The sequence below is a fragment of the Propionispora vibrioides genome (genome assembly GCF_900110485.1).
Taxonomy (GTDB): Bacteria; Bacillota; Negativicutes; order Propionisporales; family Propionisporaceae; genus Propionispora; species Propionispora vibrioides.
Genome location: NZ_FODY01000021.1, coordinates 15667 through 35597 on the forward strand (window position 1 = coordinate 15667; position 19931 = coordinate 35597).

Genomic DNA, 19931 nt, shown 5'->3' on the forward strand with positions numbered 1-19931 from the left:
CCGTTTCTTGCTTATTATTGTAATTGATTATTATTATCAATAAGTAGGTGCGGCAATGAAGCAAACACAAGCGGCGGCTCTCCGCAATACTGAGCTAACCAGCAGCAGGCTGTCGGAAACCTGTACGGTTTACGAACTGAGGAATGCCGGTGGAACCGGACGGGTTACCAGCTATCAGGTTTTCCCCGGAGTCTGCCTGGCCTACAATGATTTTCATATGGACACTTGTCCGGAAAACCTGATCTGGGATCAAAACCTTCTGGAGATCAACCATTGCCGTGAGGGGCGATTTGAATGCGAGTTTTTAAACGGGTTGTACACCTACCTGAGTGAAGGCGATCTGGCGGTCAATACGGCGGTGAACAACCGGGTTGCCCATGCCGCCTTTCCACTGGAGCATTATCATGGCGTCTCTATTCTGATCGACCTGGCTAGGGCGGCCGACACGATTTCCACCGTGCTGCAGGATATTCCGATTGATCTGTACGCCTTGCGTGACAAGCTGTGCGGCGATGGCCGCTGCTTTATCGTCCGGGCCAAGGATTCGATTGAGCATATTTTCTCGGAGCTGTACACCATTCCTGATGCGGTAAAGTACGGTTATTTTAAGCTCAAGGTTCTGGAACTGCTGCTGTTTCTCAGCGCCATCGACCTGGCGGAGCAGGTGGAAGAGCGGTCCTATTTTGCCAGGCGCCAGGTCAATAAAATCAAGGCGATTAAGGAGCTGGTCACGCAGCATATGGAGCAGCATTTCACCTTGCGGGAGCTGTCACAGCGGTTCGATATATCGCTTACGGCAATGAATGCCTGCTTTAAGGCGGTGTATGGCGTATCTATCTACGCTTATATCCGGATCTACCGTATGCAAGCAGCGGCGGCCATGCTGCTGCAAACACAGGACAGCGTTACGATGATTGCCGGCCAGGTCGGCTATGAGAATGCCAGCAAGTTCGCCAGCGCCTTTAAGTCGGTCATGCAGGTGGCTCCTTCGGCTTACCGGAAATCGCGCTGATCAAATGGAGCCAAACCGGTTGGGATGGAGTGTCCGGTTGATTGCAGATTCTTTACAATAGAAGTCAGTTGCAGTTAGTACCTTACCCTATGTTGTAAATGACGCAAGGTACTGCGGCGGGCTTCTTATTTTTTTGACGGCAAAGCCGCGAAAATGGCCGCCGCCTGCTGCCAACTGTTAGGAGGGATCGCTATGGAGCTTCAGAAACAATCATTATTTTCCCGCTTGCTGGTCTTTGCCGGAGATTACCGGGCACTGCTGGTCTGGTCCTGGGTGTTAGCCGCTGGCAGTTCGGTGCTGTCACTGGGGCCTTTTCTCTGCATCTGGCTGGTTATCCGAGACATTTTCGGTGCGCTGCCCGATGTCAGCCGGGCAATGGGAATCACCCGGTTTGGCTGGCTGGCGGTAGGCTTTGCCCTGGCCAGCATTACCTGCTATTTTGCCGCGCTGCTGTGCTCGCATTTGGCTGCCTTCCGGGTGGAAAAAAATATGCGAAAGGCCGCTATGCACGCCATTGTGGAAGCGCCGCTGGGCTATTTCGATGCCAACGCCAGCGGCAAATTGCGCAAGGTCATTGACGATAATGCCGGTATGACCCATGCTTTCCTGGCGCACCAACTGCCGGACCTGGCCGGCGCTGCCGTCCTGCCGCTGGCCATTTTAATTATTTTCTTTGCCTTTGATTGGCGGCTGGGTCTGATTTGTCTGATGCCGCCGCTGCTAAGCCTGGCCTTTTTGCGGCAGATGATGGGCGGCGAACGAAGCCATTCGATGCATCAGTACATGAACGCACTGGAGACGATGAATACGGCTGCCGTGGAATATGTCAGAGGAATGCCGGTGGTGAAGGTATTTCAACAAACGGTGCATTCTTTCCGTAATTTCCGTGAATCAATCACCCGCTACTGGCAGTTTGCCTCAGAATTTGCCCTGACCTGCCGCTTGCCAATGGTCGGGTTTATGCTTACCATTCACGCTCCGTCCCTGCTGCTTTTGCCTGCCGGGCTGCTGCTGATCACCACGACGCCCGACTATAAACGGTTCTTGCTGGATCTGATTTTCTACATGCTGTTTGTTCCGGTGTGTACGACACTAATGGGGAAAATTATGTATGTGGGGGAAAGCGTGATGGCGGCGCAGGAAGCGGTTGGCCGGGTAGAGGCGGTTCTGCAGACGCAGCCGCTGGCAGCCGGCAATTATCGCGGGACTTTGCGGCAGACCGGCCTTTGCTTTGAGCAGGTTAGCTTTACCTACCCCGGGAAGGCAACGCCGGCTGTTCGGCAAGTCAGTCTCACCATACCGCCGGGGAAAACCTATGCGCTGGTCGGCCCCTCCGGTGGAGGGAAAACCACGCTGGCTACTCTGGTGCCGCGCTTTTGGGATGTACAGGCCGGCAGTGTAAAGCTTGGCGGCGTGGATGTCCGGGAGTTGCCGGAGGAAGAACTGATGCGGCAAATTGCCTTTGTTTTTCAAAATACCAGGCTGTTTAAGGCCAGCCTGCTGGACAACATCCGCGCCGCCCGGCCCGGGGCTGGCCGGGGCGAAGTGCTTCGTGCGGCCCATCTGGCCCAGTGCGACGACATTCTGGCCAAGCTGCCGCAGGGACTGGATACGGTGGTAGGCAGCGGCGGTATATATCTTTCCGGCGGCGAGCAGCAGCGGATCGCCCTGGCGCGGGCCATCTTAAAGGACGCTCCTGTTGTTGTACTGGATGAGGCAACCGCTTTTGCCGACCCGGAGAATGAGTACCGGATTCAGCAGGCCTTTCGGCATTTGACCAAGGGTAAAACAGTACTGATGATCGCCCATCGTCTTTCTTCCGTTCGGCAGGTTGACTGCATCGCCGTCCTCCAGGCGGGCGAGATTGTTGAGCAAGGCTCCCACGAGCAGTTAGTAAAGCAAAACGGCGTATATGCCGGGCTGTGGCGGGAATATCAGACAGCCATAGCCTGGAAGGTAAGGAGGCAGGAACAGAATGCTTAGCTTTTTTCAAAAGCAATTTGCCCTTAGCGAAACAGGGGCCAGGGATTTGGTCAAAGGCAGCCTGTACAGCGGACTGGTTAATATTAGTCTGCTGCTGCCGGTGGGACTGTTTATTCTGCTGCTGGGTGAACTGCTGAGGCCACTCTTGGGAGAGGGGCAGCCGGCATATGGGCCGCTAACCTATGGCCTGTTGGCAGCCGCTACAGGGCTTGTTTTGTTTTTCTGTCATTATTTACAGTATTCCAGCGTTTTTCTCGCCACCTACGCCGAAAGCGCCGCCCGACGGATTTCCCTGGCCGAAACGCTGCGCCGGCTGCCTTTGTCCTTTTTCGGGAAGAGGGACCTGGCCGATCTCACCAATACCATTATGGGTGACTGCACCGCGCTGGAGCATGCTTTTTCCCATGCCGTCCCCCAGTTGTTCGGCGCCATCCTGTCCACTTTGGCGGTTGCCGCGGGACTTTTATATACCGACTGGCGCTTAGGACTGGCTCTGCTATGGGTCATTCCGGTGGCTTTTTTGCTGATTATCGGCTCGAAGTATTGGCAGAACCGGGCGGAACGCAAGCATTATCTGGCCAAAAGAACTTGTGCCGACGGAATCCAGGAGTGCCTGGAAACGGTCAGAGAAATCAAGGCTTGCGGGATGAAGGAGCGGTATCTGGCCGGGTTGGACGCCAAGTTCGATCAAGCGGAGCAGGCCCAGATTCACTCCGAACTGATTGCCGCGACGCTGGTTACCGGCGCGCAGGCAGTACTACGGCTGGGGCTTGCTTCGGTTGTGCTGGTGGGTGCCCAGTTGCTGGTGGCAGGGAAGACCGGTCTCTTAACCTACCTGATTTTTCTGGTGGCGGCGTCCAGGCTATACGAGCCGTTGGCGGAGACGCTGTCCCGGATCGCCGAAATTTTTATGGTGGAGATTCCGCTCGACCGGATGAAGGAACTGGCGGCACAACCTGTCCAGTCGGGGCAAAGCGGTTGTACGCTGGTGAGTTATGATATCGTATTTGAGCAGGTCGCTTTTTCCTATGAAAAGAGCGAACCGGTTTTGCAAGAGGTGTCTTTCGCAGCCAGGCAGGGTGAAGTGACCGCACTGGTAGGACCTTCAGGCGGCGGCAAGAGCACGGCGGCCAAACTGGCGGCCCGTTTCTGGGATGCCACAGCCGGCCGGATTACACTGGGCGGACAGGATGTAACGGCCATCGACCCGGAAGCCTTACTGCAGAATTACGCGATTGTTTTTCAGGATGTATTGTTGTTTAACGATACGGTGCTGGAAAATATCCGGCTGGGAAAACGAAACGCCAGTGACGAAGCCGTGAAGGAAGCCGCCAGACTGGCCCTGTGCGACGAGTTCGTTGAGCGGCTGCCCCAGGGTTATCATACCGTCATCGGTGAAAATGGTTCGCTGCTGTCCGGCGGCGAGCGGCAGCGCATTTCTATCGCCAGAGCCATATTAAAAGACGCGCCGGTCATTTTATTGGATGAAGCTACCGCTTCGTTGGATGTGGAAAATGAGACCAAGCTGCAAAAAGCGTTAACGGCATTGATTAAAAATAAAACGGTGTTGATGATCGCCCACCGGATGAGAACGGTGGCCGATGCCGATCAGATTATCGTTCTGGATGGCGGCTATGTGGTTCAGGCGGGAACTCCCGCCGAACTGCTGCGGCAGGATGGGCCTTACCGACGGATGGTAGCCCTGCAAAAGCAGCAGGCAGAGAATCACTGATTAGTGATTGCCGAGAAAAAAAGTTATTGATATAACGAAAAAATACTTGCCTTTTTCCCTTTTTCCCGATACTATATAGTATATAAATCGCATAGGGAAAGTTCATATTTTTTAAATATGAGAAGCAATGGCGCTTTTAAAGAGAAATGTCTTTAAAAGCGCCATTTTTGCATCTTATCGACAGTATTTTGCTTTTACTACCTGTTTTTGATAGAAGAAGAGCTGAGGGGAAGGAAGGGATACTCACACCATTTCTTGATAGGTTTTCCGGCAATTATATTGGAGGAGGAGAAATATGAAAAAGCGTGGGATCAAATGGATTGCTTCCGTAACAATGAGCGTTATGCTGATGGGCGGCCTTTTGGCAGGCTGCGGCAGCGCCGGCGACAGTAAGGTTATCAAAATCGGTGCCGTATACGAGTTGACTGGCGGTACAGCCACTTTTGGCAATTCGGCGCTTAACGGTGCTAAACTGGCGGTAAAAGAAATGAACGCCAAGGGCGGCGTCCTGGGCAAACAAGTGGAACTGGCGATTGCCGATAATAAGGGCGAACCGTCGGAAGCCACCAATGCCATGACAAAAGTTATCACTCAGGATAAGGTTGTTGCCGTAACCGGCTTCACCACCAGTTCCAATGCCATTGCCGCATCGACGGTAGCGGAATCCAACGGAATTCCCTTTATCACCGCCGCGGCTACCAACCCAAAAGTAACGGTAGATGAAAAAACCGGCGAGGTAAAAAAGAATATCTTCCGCGTTTGTTTTATTGACCCGTTCCAAGGTACTGTAGGCGCCAACTTCGTGCTTAACAGTTTGAAAGCGAAAAAAGCCGTTATTTTAATTGATAACAGCAGCGACTATAGCAAAGGTCTTGCCCAGTTCTTCAAAGAAGCCTTTACCAAAGGCGGCGGGGAAATTGTAGGCGAAGAAGCATATCTGCAAAAAGACCAGGACTTCAAAACCATCCTGACGAAAATTAAAGGATCCAATCCTGATGTGATTTATGTTCCCGGCTACTATGAAGAAGTCGGCAAGATCATTAAACAGGCCCGTGAACTGGATATCAATGCAGCCTTTGTTGGCGGCGATGGCTGGGATTCGCCGAAACTGCTGGAAATTGCCGGCGCGCCTGCTCTGAACAACACCTATTTCACCAACCACTATTCGGTGGAAGATACCAGTCCGGCCTCGAAAGCCTTTGTTGATGCCTATAAGAAAGAATATAACGAAACTCCCGATGCGATGGCCGTACTTGGTTATGACGCGGCCAATGTTATGATGGACGCTATTAAGCGGGCCAACAGCGAAGACCCGTCTAAAATCCGGGACGCCCTGGCTGCCACTAAGGATTTTGCCGCCGTAACCGGTAAAATCACGCTCAATGATAAGCATGACGCAGTAAAAGGCGCCGTTATCATCGAATTTAAAGATGGTAAACAATCGTATAGAGAAACAGTAAATCCGTAAGAAACGGACGATAGTACCTTGTCAATCCTAAACTGTAGACACGGGATTAGGGTTGATAAGGTACTATATTATTGCCGGACTTTGGCTGCCTGCCAGAGTCCGGCATTTTATTATGGCGGCAGGACGGTATTTGACGAGCCTTGGCGCCGCCCCGGTTTTTGACAAAGGGGATTGACGCTGCCGGCAAGAATTGCTATTATAGAAATAGAGTACTAGAAAACTAGTACAGTATCAGACTTAATCTGACGAGGTATTTTTCGTAGCACAAGGCGGCGAAAGGCGGCATACCGGGAGTATGCCAACTAACGGCGAAGGGTTACGGAAAATAACCGTCAGTATTTACCGGGTAGATCTGACACTGTACTAATTATCTATATATTAGCTTTTAGGAGATTCGTCGTAATGGAATTTCGTATTAATAAAGCTTCTGAGTTTCCCATTTATCAGCAGCTTAAGGAACAAATCAAATACTTTATCTTAAGTGACGAACTGGCAAAGGGTGACAGGCTGCCTTCCCCCAAGGATTTGGCGGCGGTTTTGTGCATCAATCGCAATACGGTGACGGCCGCTTACAAAGAACTGGAGGGCGAGGGCCTGATTGAGATGAAGCATGGTCAAGGCACTTATGTCGCTGAGCGGCTGCCGCTCATTCCAGGAACCGAACGGCGTCAGGAACTGCTGACGCTGGCCCAGGAGATGATTCAGCGTTCGCGGGAGCTGGGCTTTAGCCCGGAGGATTTGTTTACAGTGGTATTCGGGCAGGCTATCTTAGGTTTTGATCAGCCCGCGGCCGGTGAAAAGGTGCTGTTCGTGGAATGCAACCAGCATGATATTGCCTACTACAGTCAGGAACTGGAGCAGGAGATCGAACTGCCGGTGGAAGGTTGCTTACTGGACGAACTGCGTGCCAGGCTGGATAATGAGCTGGCCGGTACAGTGCAGTTTGCGGTGACCACCTTCAGTCATGTAGAGGCGGTGAAACAGATTATGGAGCCTTACGGCAAAGCCGTGATTGCCGTCATGGCGGTGCCGCAGATCAAAACGCTGTTTCAGATCGGTCAGTTGCCACCGGGAACACGGGTCGGTCTGGTCTGTGCCACCGAGGCAGGAGCCGAGCGGATGGAAGCGTCGTTAAAGTCAACGGGTATGGATAATGTGATTCTCTGTCATGCCGGGCTGAATAATGAAGGTTCCCTGCGCCGCCTGCTGGGCGAGGTCGATGTAGTTGTCAGCTCGCGGGCCGTGGTTGACCGCATCCGGGCGATGGTGCCTCCCGGCATCCGGGTACTGGAATTCATCAACGCGCTGGATCAGGCTGGCATCAGCCTGATCAAGCAGTATCTGGCACCGCAGTTAGCAGCACTGCAGCGTCAATAGATCAATAGGGCTCACGAATAAGCAGGCCTTCCTCCAGCAGCGTTTCATCGCTGGCCCAGGTCTTGACGATGGTACAGGCGGTGCGGTAGTCAAAGCCCATGCCCATCAGGTAACTGATTAAGGCAACCTCAATGAGAACCTGCTTGGAATCGACATCCTTTTCCAGCTCTTTCAGGCCGCGGTTAACGACAGGCCGCAACTGGAGCAGGAAGAAATAGGCATTATTGGTCTGATTGGTGGGCGTCACTGAAATAATGGTTTGGCGGGGAGCTGGTTTGAAGAAGTTATGCATATGGTAAAAACTCCTCCTTTTTTATTATCTATTACATAATATGATGGTAAAAATATTATGTGAAATTATTGGCTCCCTGGAGTATGTTTTCGAGCTAAAGGAATGATCCATAGTAAGTGATTTTTGTGCTGTAGGGGCAAATGTTTTGCAGGAATCAATCATGGCTCTTATTTTCAAAAACGCCCTAAGAGAAGAGGTGAGGCAATGAATGGTAAAGTACATATCTTTGACAGTACGCTCCGGGACGGTTCCCAGGCGCAGGGTATTTCGTTCAGCGTCCATGACAAGCTGAAAATTGCGGCTAAGCTGGACGAAATTGGTGTTAGTTATATTGAAGCCGGTAATCCCGGCTCCAACCGCAAGGATTTGGAATTTTTTATGTTGGCCAGGGAGGAATTGAAGCTCACGCAGGCTAAATTGTGCGCCTTCGGCAGCACGCGCCGGCCGGGCAGCCGGGTGGAGGAAGACGCCGGCCTGCTGGCGCTGGTCAGTGCCGGTGCGCCGGTAACGGCTATCTTTGGCAAGAGCTGGGACTTTCATGTGACCGATATTATCAAGACCACCCTGGAAGAAAATCTGGCGATGATCAAAGACAGCATTGCCTATCTTAAGTTGCTGGGTAAAGAGGTGATCTTTGACGCCGAGCACTTCTTTGACGGCTATAAGCACAATCCCGCTTATGCCCTTACCGTCCTGGCGACGGCGCAGAACGCCGGGGCCGACTGGCTGGTGCTGTGCGACACCAATGGCGGCACGCTGCCTTTGGAGATTTATTCGATTGTCAGCGAACTGAGCGGCCGCCATGGTTATACCAACCTGGGCATTCACTGCCACAACGACGCGGGAACGGCGGTGGCCAATTCGGTGCTGGCGGTGCAGGCCGGCGCCCGGCAGGTGCAGGGCACCTTCAACGGCTTCGGCGAGCGATGCGGCAATGCCAACTTAAGCAGCATTATTGCCGACCTGATGCTAAAGCTCGGTTATGACTGTATCCCGGCCGACAATCTTAAGCAACTGTCGGCGGCCTACCGCTATATCAGTGAAGTCAGCAATGTCATTCCCTATGAACGGGAGGCCTATGTGGGCTACTGTGCTTTTGCTCATAAGGGCGGCATGCACATTGACGCCGTCAACAAGAACAGCGCCTCCTTCGAACATGTGCCGCCGGAGGCGGTCGGCAATGAACGGCGCATTCTGATGTCGGAAGTGTCGGGCCGCAGTACACTGATGGCGATTATCAATAAAATCGCACCCCATATTACCCGCGACTCTGAGGAGACGCAGCGTATTCTTGATAAACTGAAGGATAAGGAATATCACGGCTATCAGTTTGAGGGGGCCGAGCACAGTCTGGAGCTGTTGGCCCGCAAGGAACTGGGGCTGTTCCAGCACTCCTTTGAGCTTTTGGACTACAAGGTGATTATTGAAAAAGGTAATGGCAGCGGCAAAAGTCCGTCGTTGGCCTTTATTAAAATCAGAGTGGACGATATGATCGAGGAAGTCGGCGTGTCCGATGAGATAGGCCCGGTCAATGCCCTGGATGAAGCGCTGCGGCGGGCGCTGCATAAATTCTATGAAGCCATTTCCCAGATGCATTTAGCCGATTACAAAGTACGGGTGATTGACAGCGACAGCGCGACCCAGGCCAAGGTCCGGGTTATGATTGAGTCCACCGACGGTGTGACAAACTGGTCCACTGTCGGGGTTTCGACCAACATCATTGAGGCGAGCCTGCAGGCGCTGATTGATTCCGTTGAATATAGATTGATCAACAAATAGCAAGACAATATGAAGGGAGATATCGTAATGGGAAAACCAATGACAATGACGCAAAAGATATTCGCCGCTGCCGCCGGTCTGGAGTATGTGGAGGCAGGCCAGTTAATCAGTGCCAAGCTGGATCTGGTGCTGGGCAACGACGTAACCACGCCGGTAGCGATCAAAGCCTTTCAGGCGATGAAAACACCGACGGTGTTTGATAAGGATAAGGTAGCCCTGGTGCCCGACCATTTTACACCGAACAAGGATATCAAGTCGGCCGAACACGCCAAAATGGTGCGTGAATTTGCTTATAAACACGAAATTACCAACTATTTTGAAGTGGGAGAAATGGGTATCGAGCACTGTCTGCTGCCGGAAAAAGGCCTGGCCATTCCTGGCGATGTCATTATCGGCGCCGACTCCCACACCTGTACTTACGGTGCCTTAGGCGCTTTCTCCACCGGGGTGGGCAGCACCGACATGGCTGCCGGTATGGCTACCGGCTATGCCTGGTTTAAAGTTCCCGAAGCCATTCAGTTTGTCTTGAAAGGCAAACCCAGCAAATGGGTCAGCGGCAAGGATGTAATTTTACATATTATCGGCATGATCGGCGTCGACGGCGCGTTATACCAGTCGATGGAATTTACCGGCGAAGGTGTCGCCGCCTTAACGATGGACGACCGCTTTACCATTGCCAATATGGCAATTGAAGCCGGCGCTAAAAACGGTATTTTCCCGGTGGATGAAAAGACACTGGACTATATCAAAGGCCGCACCGACCGGGCGCCTAAGGCTTTTGCCGCCGATTCCGACGCCGTGTACAGCCGGGTTATTGAAATTGACCTGAGCACGCTGCAGCCAACGGTCGCCTTCCCGCACCTGCCGGAAAATACCCGGACCATCGACCAGGTGGGTGAGGTGGCCATCGACCAGGTGGTTATCGGCTCCTGCACCAACGGCCGCATGGACGATCTGCGGATTGCCGCTTCCATCCTGAAAGGCAAAAAAGTCAAAAAAGGCGTGCGGCTCATTATTTTCCCCGGCACGCAAAACATCTTCGTGCAGGCAATGGAAGAGGGACTGGCCAAAATTTTCGTCGAAGCCGGCGGCGTATTTAGCACACCTACCTGCGGACCCTGCCTGGGTGGTCACATGGGCATTCTGGCCGAAGGCGAACGGGCCTTGGCTACAACTAACCGCAATTTTGTCGGCCGGATGGGCCATCCCAACAGTGAAGTATATTTGTCCAGCCCGGCGGTGGCGGCTGCTTCGGCCGTAGCCGGTAAAATCGTATCCCCTGAGGAGGTAATGTAAACATGAAAGCTGTGGGCGACGTTTTAAAATATGGTGACAATATTGATACCGATGTAATTATTCCGGCCCGGTACTTAAACTCTTCGGACCCGGCCGATTTGGCCAAGCATTGCATGGAAGACCTGGACGTGGATTTTCTTAAGAAACTAAAAAAGGGCGATATCGTGGTTGGCGGCCGTAACTTTGGCTGCGGCTCTTCCCGCGAGCATGCTCCGATTGCTATTAAGGCGGCCGGCGTATCCTGCGTCATTGCCAAAAGCTTTGCCCGCATTTTTTACCGCAACTCGATTAATATCGGCTTTCCCATCCTGGAATGCGCCGCAGCGGTTGACGACGCCCAAACAGGTCATTCCCTGGAGGTTGATTTTACGGCCGGCATGATTAAGAACGTGACGCTGGGCAAGGAATATAAGGCCCAGGCCTTCCCGGAATTTATGATCAACATTATGGATAATGACGGTTTGGTCAACTGCGTCAAAGATAACAAAGTGGCATGGGGGAAAAACTGACATGAAAGAATTCGATATTGCCGTGATTCCCGGCGACGGAATCGGCGTGGAAGTTACGGCCATTGCGCTGAAGGTCATGGAAAAGGTGGCGGCCAAGTACGATGTGCGGCTGGCCTTTACCGAAGTGCTGGCAGGCGGCTGCGCTATTGACACTTATGGGGAACCGCTGCCGGACAGTACGCTGGAAACCTGTCAGAATTCCGATGCCGTGCTGTTAGGGGCGGTGGGCGGTCCGAAGTGGGACCACCTGGGCGGCAACCAGCGTCCGGAAAAGGCACTACTGGGCCTGCGCAGCGGCCTTGGCCTGTATGCCAATCTGCGGCCGGTCAAGATTTACGATGAATTAAAAGGTGCCTCGCCGCTGAAAGATTCCATTATCGAACAAGGGGTGGACCTCTTAATCGTTCGTGAACTGACAGGCGGCATCTATTTCGGCGAACGGGGCCGTACGACTACGGATGAGGGCTATGCGTCAGCCTTTGACAGTGAAGTGTACAACGAATTTGAAATTGCCCGCATTGCGAAAAACGCTTTTGAGGCGGCCCGCCTGCGGCAAAAGAAGGTAACCCTTGTCGATAAGGCCAATATTCTGGAATCGTCCCGGCTGTGGCGGGAAGTGGTGGTCAAAGTGGCCAAGCACTATCCCGACGTGGAGCTGAATTACATGTATGTGGACAATGCCGCCATGCAGTTGGTAAAAAATCCGGCTCAGTTTGACGTCATTGTAACCAGCAATATGTTCGGCGATATTTTGTCGGATGAAGCTTCGATGATAACCGGTTCGATCGGCATGCTGGCTTCCTCCAGCGTCCGCCAGGACAGCTTCGGCATGTACGAACCCATTCACGGTTCGGCGCCGGATATTGCCGGCAAGGACCTGGCTAACCCGCTGGCCCAGATTCTGTCGGCGGCCATGTTATTTGAATACTCATTAGGAATGAGCGAAGCGGCCCGTGACATCGAAAACGCCGTGCAATCGGTTTTAAAACAAGGCTACCGCACCGGCGATATCTGGACCGAAGGCACGGAAAAAGTCGGCACCACCCGCATGGGCGATCTGGTCCTGGCCGCGCTATAAGAAAAGATCAAAAAGATCCAGCTTGCTGGGTCTTTTTTTTGTGGCAGTGAAAAAGGGAATAGAGATTGGAAGATGACTTATTTCATCAGGGAGCAGCAGATGCGGATCATATTGTAACAAATACCTCAAAGCTCTCAATGATTAGGATACGACCAGTATCTAAAGAATAAGTAGGGTTAGTCTTTCCTAACTATTACTTTGCAGAGTCCATATACTTGCTATGTGGCAGTTATCTTACTTACAGTGAGTGCTCCCCTGTGGCCTTTACGGAAAAAGACGGTCCGCAGGATGCCGGAAGAGGCAGCTTCCGTTAAGAAATTCGTTTGTTTGAGCGAAGCGAGTTTCGGATTTTAGGAAGCTGCCTCTTCCGGCAAGTCTTTTGGAGTATTAGGCCTAGATCTTTTGCTTACTTTTGTAGCGATGACAAAAGTAAGGTAGTCAATCAGAGAAAACTGTGCTAAACTGTGTTAATTGTATATGGGAAGAAGGTTGAAAGTAGGCGCTCGCAATTTGCAACCCAACGAAACCACGATAAACAGCCGGCAACAGAATGCAGACAGTGATAGGGCAGGTATGCTCGGCGGGACGCAGGCTTAATGAAATAATGCGCTCTTGCGGTAAGCTGGCCGGCGTGGTATCATACAACCAGTCAAGTGAATGGCTGTTAGCCTGTGGTATTCGTCACCTTTACATGTTCAACCTACAAATTTCTAAGGGAGTCTAACGGTAGCTCTGCTGTCAAGCCGCTATAAGTGGAAGGCAAAGGCCCTGCCCGGGACACCCACCTGCCAAAAGCGGGTTTTGAACATCGCGGGAACGGTACTATGGGCTTTTATTTATCGACACAAATACCAAACGCTAACATACAGGGGGCCTGCTCATAGCAAGCCGCCTGGTTTTTTATTTGCTTGCCGTCGGACGAGGGTATAGACTTTTTATATAAAGCTCTTTCGGCATTGTTTTTATGGATTGCCGGGGCGGCAACGATGTATAATAAAGCTATATGCTAGTGTAGTGGCACATTCACATTTCGCTAAATTACTTGTCTACATTTCCATCTGCGTCGTTGTCGTCAATCGGCGTAGGAACCACTATGCCTCACTTCTCCGCCTTGCAGATGAAAATGTATCCTGCGTCCTTTAGTTGAAATGTGAACATGTCACTACACTAGTGCTCCACCAACTCTGAAACTACAATTTTTTCACGGATCTTTTTCCGTAAGGCTTCGTTATCGTCGGCTTATCTATGTCCGATAGGTGCGCCTCCTCCGCCTTGCCTTACGAAAAAATCTCCGCAAATTTAATTTGCACTTTCAAAGTTGATGGAGCACTAGGATGAGCCGGTTAGCCGGATAAGATGATATACTAAAGGAGCACAGATGATGAAAGAATTGGAATTTATTTATAAACGACACAGCGTACGGCGCTATCAGGATACGCCTGTCCCGGCGGAAGACCTGCGACAGATTCTGGCGGCAGCTACCCAGGCGCCTTCAGGCAAGAATCTGCAGAGCTGGCATTTTGTCGTTGTAAAAAATACGGCACTCATTGCCAAAATGGCGGCGGCAGTACGGGAGAAAAACAGGCAGTTGGCCGAGTATCTGCCGGAAGAGGAGCGAAAGCCCTTTACCGGCATGGTGGAATATCATACGGTGTTTAAACAGGCACCCGTGGTGATTTTGGCTTATGCCGGACCCTATCCCACTGTGGCTGAGAGCCTGCTGAAAGGCGGCCGGATGCCTGAGCAGGAGGCACGCCAGTATGCCAAGGCCAATCCGGCGATTCAGAATGTGGCGGCGGCGATGGAAAACCTGACGCTGGCAGCGGCAGCCCTGGGTTATGGCACCTGCTGGATGACCGGTCCGACTTATGCGGCGGAGGAAATTGGCGCCATGATCGGTCCGGTGAAGGAGAGCTACTTCCTGGCAGCCATGACGCCGCTTGGTGTTCCCTTGACTGCTGGCAGCAGCCCGCAGCGTAAGCCTTTAGAGGAAGTTGTTACTATTATTGAATAAACAGGCAAGATGAACAGGAGGTTACCGTGCACGGACCCAGCTATGTATTTTTGATTGGAACATTATTGTTATTGACTGGTATCACTTATCTGATTTACCGGATAGTAAAGGCCCGTACGGCGGCGTTTGATCGGCCATGGGCCGTATGGGCCTATTGGGCGATTGCGGTGCTGATGGTTGGCGGGCTGTACACCAGCCGCTGGCTGTATGCGGCCGGTGTGCCTGCCAACTGGTTTGCGCTCCCCGTTTTGTGGATTGTGACGCTGCTGCTATTACTACCTTTACTGTTGATTTTATCAGGTGTTGATTATACGCAAAGACGTTTGCTTGGCCGCAGCGGTGGTGGCGAGATGAGCCGGCGCGGTTTTCTGCGGCGGGCCTTTGCCGCCGCGCCGCTACTTGCCTTGGGCGGCAGTGCCCGCGGTGTCTATAACGCTGAACAGCAGTTGCTGGTACAACGGTACACTTTGCAGTGGCCAGAGCTGCCGCCGGCTTTGGACGGGTTTAAAATAGTCCAGCTAAGCGACACTCATGTGGGCACCTTTTTCGGCCTGGACAAGCTGGACCGGGCTTTGGCGGTGGTACGTCAGGAGCGGCCGCATTTGCTGGTTATTACCGGTGATTTAATTGACGATCTGGAGCTGCTGGAGGAGACGATAGCCAGATTGACTGCGTTGAGCGGCCAGATTCCCTATGGCATTTATTTTTGCTGGGGTAACCATGAGTATTTCCGTAATTTCGATCAAATTGAAGCCGCTTTGAAGCAAAGTCCGGTGAAGATTCTACGCAATAGCAGCGCTCTGGTACTGGACGGGGAGAAGCCGTTCTATCTGGCCGGTGTGGATTACCCATGGGCTCAAAACGGACAGGAGCAGGAAGCGGTCCGGAAGGACTTGTTTCAGCAGGCCTTGCAGTCGGTTCCGGCCAAAGCCTTTACCGTACTCTTAAGTCACCATCCCGACTTTATCGAAAATGCCTTTGCTGCCGGGCTTCCACTAACGTTGTCCGGCCATACCCATGGCGGTCAGATTGGTTTGTTTGGACATTCGCTATTGCCGTTAAGCTATCGGTATATGCGCGGTTTTTACCGCCAGGGAGACCGGCAAGGCTATGTCAGTACCGGGACGGGGCATTGGCTGCCCTTCCGGCTGGGCTGCCCCGCCGAAGTCGGTGTATTTACCTTCCGGCTGCCTTAAAATCATATTAAATTTTACATATTTTTCTACCTCTCTGTAGAAATACATGATATAATGTAAAGTAATTATCTGTTACTATACAATGTTATTTGGGGGAGAAAGTATGTTTGAATGGAAAGCGGAATATAGCTGTCAAATTGCCGAAATTGACAAACAGCATAAGCGTTTGTTTGAACTGGCCAGTGACTTGTATGACATTGCCACTCTGGACGATGACTATGATCATTATGATGAAATTATGGGTATCTTCCAGGAACTAAGCGATTATACGGTTTATCATTTCCAGTATGAAGAAAAGCTGCTGGATGAGTACGGCTATGATCCGCTGCAGGGGAAACTGCATAAACTGGAGCACGGTTCCTTTGTTAAAAAGGTAACAAAAATTATGCAGGAGGATCTGGACAAAAATGAGCAACAGCTGCTTAAGGACACCATTACCTTTATTGGCGGCTGGGTAGCGCAGCATATTCTGGAAACAGATAAAAACTACAGTGAATTTCTCAACCAAAAAGGAATACGCTAGGTAAGCACTGATTAAATGAACCTGTCGGGCTGGCGAGAGATTTTTTCGTCTGGTAGGAAGTAAAACCGCAGGAATAGTGGCCCCTATTGCAAAGTTTTGCTGACGCAGCCAGGCGGAAAAAGCTCCGTCAGGACGCGCAGCGTGAATTAATCAGTGCTTACCTAGATAAGGCCCGGGTGCGGACCCGGGCTTTGCTATTAGTTTGCTTTAGCTTAGGAGTGAACGGCCGGGAGGCTAAGGCTAGATAAAAACGGATATTCCGTATATTTCTAACTATTTACCAACAAACTGAAAACAAAAAATGAGAGGATGAGAGCTATGTTGTTTTCCCCTTTTTCCCTGAAAAAACTGTCTTTGCGCAATCGGATTGTTATGCCGCCTATGTGCATGTACATGGCCGGCCGGGATGGGTTGCCCAATGACTGGCATGCCACTCATTACGCCAGCCGGGCGGTGGGCCAGGTAGGGCTGATCATTGTGGAGGCTACCGGAGTTGAGGACCGGGGCCGGATTTCGGCACGGGACCTGGGTTTGTGGAATGATGCCCAACGGGATGGTCTAAAGAAAATAGTAGAGCTGGTTCATGCCCAGGGGGCAAGTATTGCCATTCAGTTAAATCATGCCGGGCGCAAGAGCGAGGTGGAGTATTTGGAGCCGGTGGCGCCGTCGGCGCTGCCTTTCAGCGAGGAGTACCGCGTTCCGAAAAGCCTGAGTGTGTCCGAGATTAGAGAGATTGTAGCGCATTTTGCGGCGGCGGCGCGGCGGGCGGTGGAGGCCGGGTTTGATGCCATCGAGATTCATGGTGCCCATGGCTATTTGATCAATCAGTTTATGTCGCCCCTGGTCAATCAGCGTACCGACGAGTATGGCGGCAGCAGCGCCAACCGTGGACGGCTGCTGGGCGAAGTGCTGGAAGCGGTCAAAGCGGTCACGCCAACCGATATGCCGGTATGGGTGAGGGTATCGGCCGAGGAATATGAGCCGCAGGGCAACGGGCCGGAAACGGTGGCGGAAATCATTAACCAGGTAAAAGCGAAAGGGCTGGATGCCGTTCATGTAAGCTCCGGCGGGGTAACTTCCTTCCGGGTGAAAGCCTATCCGGGCTATCAGGTGGATATGGCCTGGCGGATCAAGGCGCAGACCGGTCTGCCGGTAATCGGCGGCGGACTCGTTACCGGGGCGCGGGAAGCCGAACATATATTGAAGGCCGATGTGGATCTGGTGTTTTTAGGGCGGGAACTGCTGCGCAATCCTTACTGGCCGCTGCAGGCAGCCGGCGCATTAGGTGAGGAGATTGCCTGGCCTGAGCCGTATCTGCGGGGGAAATAAGTGATGCGTCTTGACTTATGTATCTGGTTCTGCTAAGTTAAAGATTGTATTGTTAAATGACATAGTGCTTTAACAGGCGAATTGTTAAAAATAAAGGGTGAAGTTATGCTGCATGCATTTTCCCGGACCGAGCTCTTAATCGGAACGGAAGCGTTAGAAAAATTATCCCAGTCGAAGGTGGCTGTCTTCGGCATTGGCGGTGTGGGAACCTTTGTGGTGGAAGGGTTGGTCCGTTCAGGTGTAGGCAAGTTTGTACTGATTGACGACGATTGTATTTGTTTGACCAATATCAACCGTCAGCTTCACGCTACCCGGAAAACGGTGGGCAGACCGAAGGTAGAGGTCATGCGTGACCGCATTCTGGAGATTAATCCCCAGGCCGAGGTTACCGTATTCCAGCAGTTTTATCTGCCGGACAATGCCGAGCAATTGATTCAGGATGATTATGACTATATCGTCGATGCCATTGACACGGTAACGGCCAAACTGGATTTGGTGGTTCGTGCCCATGCCCGGCAAATACCGATCATCAGTTGCATGGGAGCCGGCAATAAGCTGGACCCGACCCGGCTGGAAGTAACCGATATTTTCCGTACTTCCGTCTGCCCACTGGCCAAGGTAATGCGCCAGGAGCTTAGAAAACGGGGAATTCCGTCGCTGAAAGTGGTGTATTCCAAGGAGGAACCGTTAAAGCCACGCGAATCGGAAGGGGGAAGCTGCAGCACCGGCTGCATTTGCCCGTCCGGTACGACCAGGAAATGTACGACCAGAAACCAAATCCCCGGCAGTATTGCTTTCGTTCCCTCGGTTGCCGGCCTGATTATTGCCGGTGAAGTCATCAAAGATATTATCTTTGACCGGGTGGCGGCCAAGTCATAAGGATCGTTGGCGGGGGCTGACCGTTAATCCCCTTAAGGTGTAAGGAGTTTTGTATGGATACAGGCGTTAGACTGCTTTACTTTGCCGCTGATCTGCTGCTGCCGTTAGTGGCCGGCTATCTTTGCTGCCGGCGCGGCTGGCTGAGCGAGCGTGTGATTGATCGGATTGTTTCGTTTAATATTGTGGTGGTCAGCACCTTGCTGGCAGCGCTCAGCTTTTGGGGGTTGACGCTGGATGCCGGCCTGGTTTGGCTGCCGGTGCTGGGGGTCGGGGTCAGCCTGATCCCCGGTCTTCTTGCTTATTACCGGTCAGGCCGGAAGTACGGCAGCGAACTGGATCAGGGCAGCTACCTGCTGGCGGCAGCCTTGTCCAATATGGGCACGGTCGGCGGGCTGTGCGTCTTTTTTATGTACGGGGAGACCGGGTTTGCCTATACCCAGTTGATGACTATGTTCTTTAATGTGGTGGTTTTCGCCGTCTGCTTTCCCCTGGCGCAATACTATTATATAAAAGGGCAGTCAGCGGCTAAACCGGTTATTTGCTGGTCGGCTGTCTTATTCAGCCGGAACCAGTTGCCGGTTGTTGGCCTGCTGGCGGGGATGGGCTTGACGCTTGGCGGCCTGCCCAAACCGGTAGCGGTCAGTGAGTTTTTTAGTGTCCTGATTCATTTCGGAGCCTGGACCGCGCTGCTGCCGGTCGGGTTTTCCATTAACTTCGGTGAAATGAAGAAGTATTACGTGGATATTCTCGATTTGATTCCTATTAAATTCGTGGTGACGCCGCTGGTCATTTATTGGCTGGCCCAGGTCACGATCGGCGACACGGTGGCCGATCATACGGCGCTGGTGCTGGCCAGCACGCCGCCGGCTATTAATTCAGTGCTTACCGCTAAGATTCACAATCTGAATGTGGATATTGCCATGGCCTCTTTCGTGGTTTTGACCGTGCTGTTTTTGGCAGTTGTCTACCCGGTGCTGTTTTTCTGGATCATGTACTGACAGGGTGTGAGTTTAGGGAAAAAGTCAGCCAATGGCGGACTTACACAGAAAATTAAGAAAAATAACACATAAAGTTTGTATTTGGGGTAGTAATTTATATAGAAAATTGATATAATATTAACGAAGCAACGGAGCACAAAAGGGGGGTTAGCCAGTGTTTTGGCGGACGCTGGTTAATTAGGGCGAAGCTCCGTTGCGCGGTTAACTTGTAAAAAGCGTACAACCTTTAACCGGTTGGCGTTTCCGTCATCTAACGATGACCATAGATAAACCATTTCTTTTACCAATCAAGAAGTAAGCCTTGGCGGCAGCCGAGGCTTATTTTGATTTTCCGGCGGCAACTGACTGCGGCGGGGTTCAGGTGGAATAGTACACCGCTCTGTTACTGGCGGTCGCGGGATGATACAATATAGCTATACCTGTAAGTAAAGATGATTTTAGAATGGCGGCAGAAGGAGGCTGAAAC

Annotated in this window: 16 protein-coding genes and 1 other RNA gene; 16 read left to right on the forward strand and 1 reads right to left on the reverse strand. The window is 52.1% G+C overall.

What is annotated here, in order from left to right; translation table 11 throughout:
* Window positions 1–55: 55 nt before the first annotated feature.
* The 5 genes from BMW43_RS15095 to BMW43_RS15115 all read left to right on the forward strand — a co-directional run bounded on the left by BMW43_RS15095 (window position 56) and on the right by BMW43_RS15115 (window position 7572).
* The gene (locus tag BMW43_RS15095) at window positions 56–1012 is read left to right on the forward strand and encodes a helix-turn-helix domain-containing protein (RefSeq protein WP_091749366.1); all 957 of its coding nucleotides are present in this window, start codon (window positions 56–58) and stop codon (window positions 1010–1012) included.
* A gap of 192 nt (window positions 1013–1204) precedes the next feature.
* Window positions 1205–2995 (forward strand): ABC transporter ATP-binding protein, encoded by a 1791-nt coding sequence (locus tag BMW43_RS15100; protein WP_091749369.1) that lies wholly within the window; start codon window positions 1205–1207, stop codon window positions 2993–2995.
* Window positions 2988–4727, forward strand: coding sequence for an ABC transporter ATP-binding protein (locus BMW43_RS15105; RefSeq protein WP_091749372.1), 1740 nt, complete (start codon window positions 2988–2990; stop codon window positions 4725–4727). The genes BMW43_RS15100 and BMW43_RS15105 overlap by 8 nt, the downstream gene beginning before the upstream one ends.
* Before the next feature lie 295 nt (window positions 4728–5022).
* Entirely contained in the window at window positions 5023–6195 is a 1173-nt protein-coding gene (locus BMW43_RS15110) for an ABC transporter substrate-binding protein (protein ID WP_091749374.1), read from the forward strand.
* A 402-nt stretch (window positions 6196–6597) separates the two neighbouring features.
* Window positions 6598–7572, forward strand: a complete 975-nt coding sequence (locus BMW43_RS15115) for a GntR family transcriptional regulator (RefSeq protein WP_091749377.1) — start codon at window positions 6598–6600, stop codon at window positions 7570–7572.
* A gap of 1 nt (window position 7573) precedes the next feature.
* On the opposite strand, the gene BMW43_RS15120 is transcribed toward BMW43_RS15115, so the two are convergent.
* Window positions 7574–7864, reverse strand: coding sequence for a hypothetical protein (locus BMW43_RS15120; protein ID WP_091749379.1), 291 nt, complete (start codon window positions 7862–7864; stop codon window positions 7574–7576).
* A gap of 204 nt (window positions 7865–8068) precedes the next feature.
* Between BMW43_RS15120 and cimA the strand changes: the two genes are divergently transcribed.
* From cimA to BMW43_RS15175, 11 genes are all read left to right on the forward strand, one after another.
* A complete protein-coding gene (gene cimA / locus BMW43_RS15125) occupies window positions 8069–9643 on the forward strand; it encodes a citramalate synthase (RefSeq protein WP_091749382.1) in 1575 nt (524 codons plus the stop codon).
* Between the two features lie 27 nt (window positions 9644–9670).
* On the forward strand, window positions 9671–10939 hold the full coding sequence (leuC, locus tag BMW43_RS15130; protein ID WP_091749385.1) for a 3-isopropylmalate dehydratase large subunit: 1269 nt from the start codon (window positions 9671–9673) through the stop codon (window positions 10937–10939).
* Between the two features lie 2 nt (window positions 10940–10941).
* Window positions 10942–11448, forward strand: a complete 507-nt coding sequence (gene leuD, locus BMW43_RS15135) for a 3-isopropylmalate dehydratase small subunit (protein ID WP_091749388.1) — start codon at window positions 10942–10944, stop codon at window positions 11446–11448.
* A gap of 1 nt (window position 11449) precedes the next feature.
* Complete coding sequence (gene leuB, locus BMW43_RS15140; protein ID WP_091749391.1) at window positions 11450–12526, forward strand: 3-isopropylmalate dehydrogenase; 1077 nt, start codon at window positions 11450–11452, stop codon at window positions 12524–12526.
* A 663-nt stretch (window positions 12527–13189) separates the two neighbouring features.
* A non-coding RNA gene (gene ssrS / locus BMW43_RS15145) (6S RNA) lies at window positions 13190–13361 on the forward strand.
* Window positions 13362–13904: 543 nt separating this feature from the next.
* Window positions 13905–14540, forward strand: coding sequence for a nitroreductase family protein (locus tag BMW43_RS15150; protein WP_245732516.1), 636 nt, complete (start codon window positions 13905–13907; stop codon window positions 14538–14540).
* A 26-nt stretch (window positions 14541–14566) separates the two neighbouring features.
* The gene (locus tag BMW43_RS15155; RefSeq protein ID WP_091749396.1) at window positions 14567–15736 is read left to right on the forward strand and encodes a metallophosphoesterase; all 1170 of its coding nucleotides are present in this window, start codon (window positions 14567–14569) and stop codon (window positions 15734–15736) included.
* 103 nt (window positions 15737–15839) lie between these two features.
* Window positions 15840–16259 (forward strand): bacteriohemerythrin, encoded by a 420-nt coding sequence (locus tag BMW43_RS15160; protein WP_177173618.1) that lies wholly within the window; start codon window positions 15840–15842, stop codon window positions 16257–16259.
* Between the two features lie 318 nt (window positions 16260–16577).
* The gene (namA, locus tag BMW43_RS15165; protein WP_091749401.1) at window positions 16578–17588 is read left to right on the forward strand and encodes an NADPH dehydrogenase NamA; all 1011 of its coding nucleotides are present in this window, start codon (window positions 16578–16580) and stop codon (window positions 17586–17588) included.
* Window positions 17589–17693: 105 nt separating this feature from the next.
* Complete coding sequence (locus tag BMW43_RS15170; protein ID WP_091749404.1) at window positions 17694–18467, forward strand: tRNA threonylcarbamoyladenosine dehydratase; 774 nt, start codon at window positions 17694–17696, stop codon at window positions 18465–18467.
* Window positions 18468–18520: 53 nt separating this feature from the next.
* Entirely contained in the window at window positions 18521–19465 is a 945-nt protein-coding gene (locus tag BMW43_RS15175) for an AEC family transporter (protein ID WP_091749407.1), read from the forward strand.
* Window positions 19466–19931 lie beyond the last annotated feature (466 nt).

Bases quoted from the DNA above. Each gene is read 5' to 3' on its own strand.
- leuC (WP_091749385.1), top strand. From the start codon at position 9,671: ATGGGAAAACCAATGACAATGACGCAAAAGATATTCGCCGCTGCCGCC.
- BMW43_RS15095 (WP_091749366.1), top strand. From the start codon at position 56: ATGAAGCAAACACAAGCGGCGGCTCTCCGCAATACTGAGCTAACCAGC.
- BMW43_RS15170 (WP_091749404.1), top strand. From the start codon at position 17,694: ATGCTGCATGCATTTTCCCGGACCGAGCTCTTAATCGGAACGGAAGCG.
- BMW43_RS15150 (WP_245732516.1), top strand. From the start codon at position 13,905: ATGATGAAAGAATTGGAATTTATTTATAAACGACACAGCGTACGGCGC.
- BMW43_RS15160 (WP_177173618.1), top strand. From the start codon at position 15,840: ATGTTTGAATGGAAAGCGGAATATAGCTGTCAAATTGCCGAAATTGAC.
- leuB (WP_091749391.1), top strand. From the start codon at position 11,450: ATGAAAGAATTCGATATTGCCGTGATTCCCGGCGACGGAATCGGCGTG.
- BMW43_RS15115 (WP_091749377.1), top strand. From the start codon at position 6,598: ATGGAATTTCGTATTAATAAAGCTTCTGAGTTTCCCATTTATCAGCAG.
- BMW43_RS15105 (WP_091749372.1), top strand. From the start codon at position 2,988: ATGCTTAGCTTTTTTCAAAAGCAATTTGCCCTTAGCGAAACAGGGGCC.
- BMW43_RS15175 (WP_091749407.1), top strand. From the start codon at position 18,521: ATGGATACAGGCGTTAGACTGCTTTACTTTGCCGCTGATCTGCTGCTG.
- namA (WP_091749401.1), top strand. From the start codon at position 16,578: ATGTTGTTTTCCCCTTTTTCCCTGAAAAAACTGTCTTTGCGCAATCGG.
- BMW43_RS15110 (WP_091749374.1), top strand. From the start codon at position 5,023: ATGAAAAAGCGTGGGATCAAATGGATTGCTTCCGTAACAATGAGCGTT.
- BMW43_RS15100 (WP_091749369.1), top strand. From the start codon at position 1,205: ATGGAGCTTCAGAAACAATCATTATTTTCCCGCTTGCTGGTCTTTGCC.
- BMW43_RS15120 (WP_091749379.1), bottom strand. From the start codon at position 7,864: ATGCATAACTTCTTCAAACCAGCTCCCCGCCAAACCATTATTTCAGTG.
- cimA (WP_091749382.1), top strand. From the start codon at position 8,069: ATGAATGGTAAAGTACATATCTTTGACAGTACGCTCCGGGACGGTTCC.
- leuD (WP_091749388.1), top strand. From the start codon at position 10,942: ATGAAAGCTGTGGGCGACGTTTTAAAATATGGTGACAATATTGATACC.